Below are 9,873 nucleotides of genomic sequence, written 5' to 3'. Positions count from 1 at the left end.
AGAAGAAGGAAAGGGGCTAAATTTATGCCTAAAATTCTAGTTTTCGGACAGGCTGGGGGGGAGCATGACAGCCATGACGGCAGTTTTGGGATGCCCCCCATGCTGACATGGGCAACGCCTCTGTTCTTCCATCCGAAGCGTAAAGCGTAGGATAAGCAGGGCGTAAGCCCTGCCATAAGGGAGTCCAGAGGGAACGTTTGGCACACGACTTTGCGAAGCAAAGTGTAGTGTGTTACACCCTGTAAACGCAGTCGGTTACACCCTGTAAACGCAGTCGGAAAAATCGGGGGATTTTTCTGACCGCAGGGATGGGTTTACGAGCCGAAGAAAGGCAAGGAAACCCCACGCCTGCATTTGCGTTTACAGGGTGTTCTCCCGTAAGGGATGACAGTGGAAGGGGTATCCCAAAATACCCGTCATACCTGTCATAGCTGTCATGCCGTCGGGAAAGAACGCCCCTGCCAGCACTGAAAGAATGGATAACAGTATTCTGTCATCAGAGTGTGCCTTTTCCTGCAAGATGAAACTGGAAGTGATGAAGCGGCAGGGCTTCCGCACGGATTTAACCTCGTCCCAACTTCGAGCTGTTGACAAACCCCCTAATTTCGTAAATGTCACAAGATATCATGATAAAAATCCAGCAAAGATAGCAGAAATATTCCAAAGAAAAAGGTCATGGTTCTCTATGCCATGGCCTTTATCATCCTTTTAAGATTTAATGCCGTTGACGATAAGAGGCACTGCTGTTCAGCCGCCTCTAATCCTCTTCTATATAAGAATTTCAAGTTATGTCTTGACTTTTGCGCCGCAAAGCTGCCTTCGCTCCATATCTGTCGCAGAAGCAAAACCTTGGTGTGTGTTTCCGTACCATCTTTTTCATGATTCTTTTTTACAACGTCTTCAAAAATATTTACTTGAATTCTTTTATCAGAACCTTTTTCTCCTATGCACCTGTTACGGAATGGACAGTCTTTACATTCAGCCTTTGGACAGCGGTACTCTTTTGTTACAGTATTGATTGTTCTATTGAGCCGGTGCAGCGGAAGTGCTTTTCCTCCGGGACAGATGAATCTGTCATCCTTTTCATCATACTGAAAATCTTTCCTTTGAAATTCTGTAGTTCCTCTTTTTTGCTCCGTTCTTTCAGGCGTATAAAAATTTATGCCTCTTTCTGATAACTGTTGGTTGATAAGGTTTGTGTCATAGCCACTGTCGGCACATGCTTCCTGTATTTTCAAACCCAGGTTTTTCTCAATATAATCAATCCTTTTGATATACGGCTGGCTGTCAGGCACATTACCGGCTGTAGCTGCCACATCGATTATAATTCCGTTTTTAGAGTCCACGGTTTCATGCGACAAGTAGTGCATCCCCTCCGCTTTCCCTTTCCTCTTGTAAAATCCAGATTCGGGGTCTGTCCTGCTTTCACGGCGGCGAATGGTTTCCGTTTTTTCCTTCCGTTTCCTGCATTTGATGGGCTTGATTTTCCCTTCTGATTCCAACTGGGCCCGTACCGTTTCTTCATACTGGTCTAGTTCTTTGAGGTATTCATTTGTAACTTCTTCTGTTTGCTTGATGTATTCTGTTTTCCGGGATGCGTTTGCCTTTATGTGTGTCGAATCCGTAAAAACCAGCTTGCCGTCTGCCAGACCCTTTTCTATGCATATGGAAACAATTTTCTGAAAGATATTCCGAAAAAGATCGCTGCCGTTGAAACGGCGGCGTCTGTTCTGGGAAATCGTAGAATGGTCTGGAACTTTATCCATGATATCAAGACCAAGAAACCAACGGTATGCCATGTTCACCTGAATCTCTTCTGATATTCTTCTTTCGGAATTGATGCCATAAAGAAAACCGATGAGAAGAAACTTGATTAAGGCCACCGGATCAACAGATGGACGCCCATTGTTATGACAGTACATATTTTCTACTTCGTTATATATGAATGAAAAATCAATGATATCATTTACTTTCCGAAGCAAATGATCCATAGGGACTAAATCTTCAATTGTTATCAAATGCATTTCTATCTGTTGGTTTTCTCTTTTCGTCATCATAAGGTATCACCTCAAGGATTCATCTGTACATATATTTTCGTATATGCAAATCTTTTTGGCAAGAGGTTTGTCAACAGCTCGAACTTGGGACGAAGTTGCAGACAGATGATATTGTGGCGCAGGGCTTTGGTGTTGGCAAGACAACCGTACAGCGTTTTATCCGTCTGACGGAACTGATGCCGCCGATTTTACAGATGGGATACGGGGAAAATCGCCCTCACGCCTGCGGTGGAGCTGTCCTTTTTGAAGAAAGGGGAACAAGAACAGCCGCTGATATTTTGTTTTCGGTTGGTAAATGCGGCATGGTCGTCACAATGAAAGGAAAGAAAAATCTCTTTGCAGCATTGAAAGAAGAACTGGAAAATAAATGTTTTTATTTGGATTAGGGACGTTTTCCTATGCCCCTTTTCCAGATTTAAGGGAGGATATATGCCTATGGCAAAAACAGCTGCACGCCCGAAAATAGAGGTTCTGCCTGTCTATCTGGGCAGCAGGGATATGAGGGAAGCATTTATTTCCCTGCTTGTAAACGAGGTGCGGAGGGGAAAATCCTCTCCCCGCACCTTTGAGATAATAAAAGATACAGAATACAATGGGGACAGAAAATGAAGAAAGGGGATGCATGGAATGGGTATTTTAAGAACCGCATTGTACTGTAGGCTGTCAAAGGACGACATGGCACAGGGGGGGACAGCGAAAGTATAAAAACGCAGAAAGCGATGCTGACACAGTACGCTAGGGAGCATGGGTTTTTAGTCGTTGAAACCTATGTGGATGACGGTTGGAGCGGTTTGAATTTCGACAGACCAGACTTCAACCGTATGCTGGATGACATTGAAGCGGAGAAAATTGACGTGGTAATCACAAAGGACTTGTCACGTCTGGGGCGTGACCATCTGAAGGTCGGGCATTTCACGGAGATTTATTTTCCGATGAAGAACGTGAGGTATATCGCCGTCAATGACTGCGTGGACACCGCCAACAAGAATAACGACATTGCCGCATTGAAGAACGTGATGAACGAATTTTACAGCAGGGACAATTCACGGAAAATCCGTTCTTCCATTCGGGCAAGGGCGAAAGCGGGGCTTTACCGCTGCTCCTATGCGCCGTTCGGGTACCGCAAATCGTCCGACAACCACAATAAGCTGGTAGTCGATGGGGAAACGGCATGGATTGTCAGACGGATTTTTGAGCTTGCAAATGTGGGCATGGGGGCGCACAAGATAGCAAGTATTTTTCGGGATGAAAAAGTGTCCTGCCCCTCATGGTGGCAGCATACCCGCGGGGAGAAGAATTACCCCGAACGCTTCAAAAACCCCCAGAACCAGTATGAATGGTCGCACACCATCATCCGAAACATGATAGGCAACCCCGTGTATCTCGGTCATTCCGTGATGTGCAAGACGGAAACTATTTTTAAAGTTGGCAAATATAAGAAGCTGCCAGAAGAAGATTGGATACGGACAGACAACACCCACGAGCCATTGGTTTCGCAGGAAATCTTTGACGGGGCGAACGCAAAGATTCTGAGCAGGAAGCGTGACACGACAAATAATTTTGTGTCGGTTTTCTCTGGGCTTGTGAAGTGCGGCGCTTGTGGGAAAGCCCTTGCCCTGCGGTACTGGGGCAGGGACAGGCACCGTATCTACGTCTGCACCACATACGCCCACAACACGAAAGCCTGCACAGACCACCGCATTTACTACGAGGATTTATATAATGCCGTGCTTGCCGACATCCAGTACCATGCCCGCCTTGCTTTTGAAGACAGGGAGAAAGCGGTGGCTCTGGCAGTGAAGATGAACGCCAAGGCGGAGAGGAACAGGGGTAAAAACAACGAAACGAAGCTGAAACAGGCGAGGAAACGCTACGATGAAGTGACGAGATTGTTTGACCGTCTGTATGAGGATTCCCTTGCGGGGCGTATTTCCAATGAAAATTTCACCCGATTGATTGATAAGTACCAGACCGAACAGGGGAAACTATTGGAGCAGATAGCAACGCTTGAAGATGCGTCGCAGGAAGTTAAGGACAGCAAGAATAATGCAGTGCAGTGGGCAGAACTGATGGCAGCGTATGTGGGGATAACGGAACTGACCGCCGAGAACCTTAATCTTTTAGTAGAGCGGATTGAGGTGTCTGACCAAACGGAAACAGAGGATGGGATGCAGCAGACCGTCAAAATCTGTTACCGCTTCGGCGGTTACATAGGGGAGCAGACAGTTAAGACGAAGATGATTCGGAAGCCACGCAAAAAGAAGGACTGCCCACGAAAAACAGTGATGGCAAAATAAACTATGATAGCGGAGGTACACACAATGAGGAAAACAATTTTTGAAAAAATCGGCGGCGAATTTGAACGACAGGGGAATTGCCTTATCCCCTGTCTTGCCTTACCGCCCGAAAAAGAACAGCCGATTGGATTATTCGGGCGGCAGCATCTGGACTATCTGAAGCAGTGCCGAAAGGTTACATACACCAATCTTCTCACAAGCGGCAGGCTCAACACCTACCTTGCCGACATCGACAAGCAGGCACAGGAACGCTTTGAAAGGCTCATAGAGGGCATGAAACAGGCACAGGGCATAACGGAACGCTTAAAGGAAGAAAATGCTTTAGAATGGCTAGGAAGAATGAATAACATAAGGGCGTGTGCGAGGGAGATTGTGAATGAAGAAATCATCTATACATAAGTGATAAGGCGGCATATCAAAAAGCCCTGTCGTTTTTATAAAATAGAAGTACAAGCAAAAAAATGGTATATTTATCGGTGGATGCTTATGTATAAAAAAATCAAAAACGAAAATGGAGAAATATTGAAAAATCCATGTAATCTCCATTTTTGAGTGCTAAAATTGAGAAGAATATATGTCTTGTGAGGTGTATGGTGATGAACGAGAAAATATTAATTGTTGAGGATGATTTTGATATTCAGTCAATATTGAAAAACTATCTGGAAGATGCGGGTTATCAGTTGGTTTTTGCGGCAGATGGCGTAGAGGGAATTGCAAGGTTTAATGAAAAAATAAGTCTGGTTATTTTGGACATCATGCTTCCTAAAATTGACGGGTTTGGTGTTTGCGAAGTGATTCGGAGCAAGTCAGATGTGCCAATCATTATACTTACGGCATTGGCGGATGAAAAAAACCAGTTAATGGGATATGCAGGAAAAATAGACGATTATATTCCGAAACCGTTTTCGGCTAAAATATTGCTTTGTAAAATGGAAGCCATTTTGCGGCGCAGACGTGCTTCAGATGGAGGGGAGGAATTGTTTTACAAAAATTTGAAAATGGACTTGACTGGGCATCATGTGTTTTGTGATGGAACGGAGGTTATTTTGACACAAAAAGAATTTGAGCTGCTGAAAATTATGCTTGAAAACAAGGGTAAGGTATTCACGCGTCAAATGCTGTTAGACAGGATATGGGGGATTGACGCCTATGTGGAGGAACGGATTGTGGACAGCCATCTGAAAAACCTAAGAAAGAAATTAAGCGGCAATTACATTAAAACAATAAGGGGAGTGGGGTATCGGATTGATGAGGAAAAATAAATCAAGCCTTACAGTGAAAATATTTTTAATAACAATGGCTCTGTTAGTTGCAGCTTGCAGCATTTCCGTTTTGTGTATGGCAAAGTACATTCCAGAAACCTATGGCAGTCAATTATCTGAGCGTTTACAGAACGAAGCCCAGAAGTTAGTCCAAGAGTTAGGGGAATGTACCAGTCTTGAAAATTGCTATGCATTAGTGGATTCCTTTTCGCTGGAAATGGATGCACAGGTTTCCATCAGTGACCAAGATGGGTATCTAATTTATCCAGAAGTGGTTGGGAAGATAGATATGTCAAATGATACAGTAGCAGTTACGAAAGATGAAAATGAAAACAGCCAGGCTATAGAGGATGAACTATTATCGGGAATCATGTTTCCGTTTACAATACAAAACACGGGCGAAAGGTATATTTTAGAAGTGCATGGAAAATCTTCACCAATAAATCAGGCAGCATCCGCAATACAAGAAACCCTGCCCATTATATTGACAGGGATTTTTATATTGTCTATCTTATGTTCCCTTTTTTATTCACATTATATAACAAATCCAATTATAGAAATAAGCAAAGTGTCAGAGCGGATGGCAGGGCTTGATTTTAGTATGAAAAGTGATTTGAAAAGGAATGACGAGGTAGGCGTTTTGTCGGAAAGCCTAAACGCCCTTTCGGGAAATCTTGAAAAGACATTGCATGAGCTGGAAAGTGAGATTAGAAAAGAGAAGGAGCTTGAGCAAAAGCAACGGAATTTCTTTGCTTCCGCATCCCATGACCTTAAAACGCCGATTGCGATTTTGATAGGGCATTTAAATGGGATTCTGGATGGCGTTGGAGATTATAAGAATGCAAAACCATATATAGAGCGTTCGATTGCGATAGCGGAACAGATGAATCAACTAATACAGTCCCTTTTATTTATTGCTTATGTAGAAAATGGAACAGTTACGCCAGTGTTTGAAAAGTCAGATTTTGCAGAACTGGTTCGGTGCAGTGTTGGGGAGATGTCCTGTTTGATTGAGGATAAAGGACAGCAGTTATCTGTTGATATTCCAGATAGAGCTATCTGTTGGTTTGACAGTGGCATGATGGAGCGTGTAATTAAAAACCTTATAGAAAATGCCGTTAAATATTCACCTGTTAAGGAGAGTATAGCCATATCTATGTCACAAGACCGAAATGCAGACATAAAATTTGAAATAGAAAATACAGGCGTTACCATTCCAAATGATTCACTGCCCAATCTATTTGAGCCATTTTACCGTGTTGATGCTTCACGAAGCAAAGAGAATGGGGGAAACGGATTGGGTATGTATATTATAAAGACATTATTAGAAAACCATGAAGCTTCCTATGGAATCTGTAATACGGATAATGGCGTAAAATTCCAGTTTTGCCTTACAGCGTCGAAAATCCACAAGAAATCCATATAAATTCCAACAAGAATCCAAATAGCCTTAGTAAAATGTAGTCGTTCCAATGGAGCGACTATTTTTAATGAAAGCGAGGTAGAAAAATGTTTAAAGCAAAATGGATGGGAGCGCTTGCTGTAACAGCCCTTGTAGGGGGCAGTGTGGTAAGCGTGGCTGCGGCAAATGCCAAAAGTGTAGAAACTATCGTTGATGCTGAATCAGATGGCGTAATGTCATACACAGATGACAACGGCAACATCTGGTGCAGTGAAAACAATGGGGAAACATGGGTGTCTGAATCTGATTATGAGAAAGAGAACCCTGTTTCAGCTATTGAATGGTGGACTTACGATGAGTATAAGGCATGGGCAGAGCAGGAGAAATCTGAAATGCAGAAGATGGCTGATGAAAAGGCTGTTGTGGAAACCAGCGAAGGCACTGTTGTGTGGACACAGGAAATGACGGATGAAATTGTTGCAGAGAACGAGCAGACCCTTGAAGATATTAAAAATGGTGTGCTTGTTTCTAAATCTGTAGACGGTGACAGAGAAGGGATGGCGTCTTACAATTCTAACGATATTGCAACAATCGGCGACTAAAGAAGCATAACAATGCGGTTGATTTGATGTAAAGCTATTGTGCAGGAAATAGGTGCTGTTTTCCAATAAGTTATATAGATGTATATTCAGTGTTCCGTAAAAAGATAGTATCTTATTTTGCTGCATACCTGCCCACTGAAGCATTATTAAGTGGGCAGGTAAATTTTATTTTGCTGTTAGCGAATTAAAAAAATTTGTATCTGAATAAAAGGATTCTTTTCATCCCGCCAAATAAAAAAACGGTGTATTGGTGGGCGGTTATGCTATGCCCGAAAAGACTTAACAGACACTCTCCAAACCTGTTTTAAAGTTTGGAGGGATTTTTTTATGTCCTTTTTTCGGGCAGTTATCTATCTGTTCATGCAATACAGAATTGACTTATATATAGCATATCGGGGATTGGCAGGAAGCCAGTTAAAAAAATCCCTGCTTATGCAACGCTACTTCTCACCATGAAACCAGAAGTAGAATCTCCACTAAACAGAATTAGTATCACTCATAACCGTAAGGGTCACAGAGCCTTTGCGGTTTTTCTTTTGTCGTTTTTTATCGGAATGTGCCGCAAGGCTGTTTCTGGTGTTCATTGTCGCTCCCCGCCTTTCCAATCTGGATTTTTACATTTTCAAAATTCAGATTGGAGGAAAATACGGTGAAATATGCACCAAGAAAAGTATATATCAAAGAAAACAATGTCTATGTGGAACTGTCCTATAAGGATTTCTGCTGTCGCAGGGAATCCGACCAGAGTTATCTGGACAAGCTGTTTATCCCCGTGCAAGGCTGTTTACTTGAAGTTGTGAGGGAACAGTACACAGAGTTCTACAAAGATAAAGAGCGGTGGCGTTATCTGAAAAAACTGGATACAAACCACAGCCTACTCTCATTGGAGGGATTTACAGACAGCGAGGGAAATGCGCTTGACTTTGTTATTGATGAAACAGTGGACGTTGCGGAAACCGTTGTCCATACAGTGATGGTGGACAGGCTGAAAGCCGCCCTGCCCTTTTTGTCGGATGGTGAGCAGCCATTGGTAAAGGCAATCTTCTTTGAAGAACTTTCCGAGAGGGAAGTCGGATTGCGGTTAGGCATAACGCAGAGTGTTGTAAACAAACGCAAAGCCAAAATCCTTGCGAAGCTGAGAAAGATAGTAGAAAACTAAATTTTTGGCGTTCATCCCCCTTATTTTTTCCTTTGGGAAAATGAAGGGGCTTTTGCCTGCCCTCTCAATTAAATTCGATTGGAGGAAATTAAGAATGGCATATAACCACGGACGGGAGGACAGGAAATGGCGCATCTGGAAAGAAGCTGAGGAAAAGATTTTGCGTGAGTGTGGCGTTGATGAAGTAATTATTGAGCAAATCCGCACAGACGACAGGGCAGATTTTAATTCCAACAGGCGGTTTTACCGATGGACAAGTGATTTTGGAGAATACCTTGAGGAGATGGTAAGCAAAGAGAAACAGGTGGAGATAAGGACGGTAACGGATTTACTGGATGAGATTGAGAGCGAAATTCTGTATCTTGCGTTAGTCACAGTGGATAGGCGTACATTAGAAATCATTCTTCTGAAAATGCAGGGCTATTCCACAAGGGAGATTGCCCCGTTTGTGCATTTGACGGCAGGGGCTGTCTATGCGAGATTGGCTCATTTGCGTAAGAAGCTGCGGAAAATTTTATAATGATGTAGTCTGGTTTTCTATGAGATGTTGGGTGAGAGGTCAAAGGCTTCTCACTCATTCTTTATATAGGGTATATATCTATATATGTTCTCTAATGGAATTATACAGAAGTCTTTTTCCCCGAAAATAACGTGCGGTATATAGCGGTCAATGACGGTGTGGACACGCTCAATAAATCAGTGATGGACATCACGCCTTTCCGAAATATCCTAAACGAAATGTATTCAGCCGATGTGTCGGTCAAGATAAAATCGGCGTACCGTGCGAGGTTCCAGCAGGGGAAATTCATGGGGACGTATGCGCCCTATGGGTATATCAAAGACCCTGCCGACCACAACCATCTGCTCATAGATGATAAGGTGGCGCACGTTGTAAGAGAGATATTTGACCTTGCATTGGCGGGAAATGGACTTGCAAAAATCCGCAAGCACATCAATAAACAGCACGTTTTACGCCCTGCCGCTTATGCGGCGAAACAGGGAGCGACAGGATATGAAAGATACTTTGAGGACAACGAAGTGTCGGACGGCGAATTGAGGGAGAAGCAAACAGCGAATTATTTTTCCGACATTTA

The 9,873-nt window shown here is 43.2% G+C and carries 9 protein-coding genes and 3 pseudogenes; 11 read left to right on the top strand and 1 reads right to left on the bottom strand.

The window, feature by feature from the left end; all coding sequences use genetic code 11:
- Positions 1–484 precede the first annotated feature (484 nt).
- Positions 485–577: pseudogene (locus E5329_RS26565) on the top strand (ParB/RepB/Spo0J family partition protein); the annotation flags it as partial.
- Between the two features lie 106 nt (positions 578–683).
- On the opposite strand, the gene E5329_RS26560 reads toward E5329_RS26565, so the two are convergent.
- Positions 684–2,057 carry an IS1182 family transposase gene (locus E5329_RS26560; protein WP_135992208.1) on the bottom strand — a complete coding sequence of 458 codons (1,374 nt, stop codon included), beginning with the start codon at positions 2,055–2,057 and terminating at the stop codon, positions 684–686.
- Between the two features lie 89 nt (positions 2,058–2,146).
- Here E5329_RS26560 and E5329_RS32735 point away from each other — a divergent pair.
- The 10 genes and pseudogenes from E5329_RS32735 to E5329_RS26510 form a co-directional block, all read left to right on the top strand.
- Positions 2,147–2,321: pseudogene (locus E5329_RS32735) on the top strand (ParB/RepB/Spo0J family partition protein); the annotation flags it as partial.
- 171 nt (positions 2,322–2,492) lie between these two features.
- Positions 2,493–2,666 (top strand): hypothetical protein, encoded by a 174-nt coding sequence (locus E5329_RS30145; RefSeq protein WP_168356787.1) that lies wholly within the window; start codon positions 2,493–2,495, stop codon positions 2,664–2,666.
- 110 nt (positions 2,667–2,776) lie between these two features.
- Positions 2,777–4,354: a recombinase family protein gene (locus E5329_RS32380; protein WP_275443777.1), complete on the top strand. Its 1,578-nt coding sequence runs from the start codon at positions 2,777–2,779 to the stop codon at positions 4,352–4,354.
- Positions 4,355–4,378: 24 nt separating this feature from the next.
- Positions 4,379–4,753: a TnpV protein gene (locus E5329_RS26545; RefSeq protein ID WP_135992207.1), complete on the top strand. Its 375-nt coding sequence runs from the start codon at positions 4,379–4,381 to the stop codon at positions 4,751–4,753.
- A 197-nt stretch (positions 4,754–4,950) separates the two neighbouring features.
- The gene (locus E5329_RS26540; RefSeq protein ID WP_135992206.1) at positions 4,951–5,616 is read left to right on the top strand and encodes a response regulator transcription factor; all 666 of its coding nucleotides are present in this window, start codon (positions 4,951–4,953) and stop codon (positions 5,614–5,616) included.
- Entirely contained in the window at positions 5,603–7,042 is a 1,440-nt protein-coding gene (locus tag E5329_RS26535; RefSeq protein ID WP_135992205.1) for a sensor histidine kinase, read from the top strand. Before E5329_RS26540 ends, E5329_RS26535 begins: the two co-directional genes overlap by 14 nt.
- Positions 7,043–7,125: 83 nt before the next feature.
- Positions 7,126–7,620 (top strand): hypothetical protein, encoded by a 495-nt coding sequence (locus E5329_RS26530; RefSeq protein WP_135992204.1) that lies wholly within the window; start codon positions 7,126–7,128, stop codon positions 7,618–7,620.
- A gap of 649 nt (positions 7,621–8,269) precedes the next feature.
- On the top strand, positions 8,270–8,779 hold the full coding sequence (locus tag E5329_RS26520) for a sigma-70 family RNA polymerase sigma factor (protein ID WP_135992202.1): 510 nt from the start codon (positions 8,270–8,272) through the stop codon (positions 8,777–8,779).
- Between the two features lie 94 nt (positions 8,780–8,873).
- On the top strand, positions 8,874–9,299 hold the full coding sequence (locus E5329_RS26515) for an RNA polymerase sigma factor (protein WP_135992201.1): 426 nt from the start codon (positions 8,874–8,876) through the stop codon (positions 9,297–9,299).
- Between the two features lie 101 nt (positions 9,300–9,400).
- Positions 9,401–9,873: pseudogene (locus E5329_RS26510) on the top strand (hypothetical protein); the annotation flags it as partial.

This window comes from Petralouisia muris, assembly GCF_004793545.1.
GTDB lineage: Bacteria > Bacillota > Clostridia > Lachnospirales > Lachnospiraceae > Petralouisia > Petralouisia muris.
Note: the sequence above shows the minus strand (reverse complement) of the source record. Positions and strands in the feature narration are given on the sequence as shown.

Coding starts and splice junctions, on each gene's coding strand:
- E5329_RS26560 (WP_135992208.1), bottom strand. CDS start 2,057: ATGATGACGAAAAGAGAAAACCAACAGATAGAAATGCATTTGATAACA.
- E5329_RS30145 (WP_168356787.1), top strand. CDS start 2,493: ATGGCAAAAACAGCTGCACGCCCGAAAATAGAGGTTCTGCCTGTCTAT.
- E5329_RS32380 (WP_275443777.1), top strand. CDS start 2,777: ATGCTGACACAGTACGCTAGGGAGCATGGGTTTTTAGTCGTTGAAACC.
- E5329_RS26545 (WP_135992207.1), top strand. CDS start 4,379: ATGAGGAAAACAATTTTTGAAAAAATCGGCGGCGAATTTGAACGACAG.
- E5329_RS26540 (WP_135992206.1), top strand. CDS start 4,951: ATGAACGAGAAAATATTAATTGTTGAGGATGATTTTGATATTCAGTCA.
- E5329_RS26535 (WP_135992205.1), top strand. CDS start 5,603: ATGAGGAAAAATAAATCAAGCCTTACAGTGAAAATATTTTTAATAACA.
- E5329_RS26530 (WP_135992204.1), top strand. CDS start 7,126: ATGTTTAAAGCAAAATGGATGGGAGCGCTTGCTGTAACAGCCCTTGTA.
- E5329_RS26515 (WP_135992201.1), top strand. CDS start 8,874: ATGGCATATAACCACGGACGGGAGGACAGGAAATGGCGCATCTGGAAA.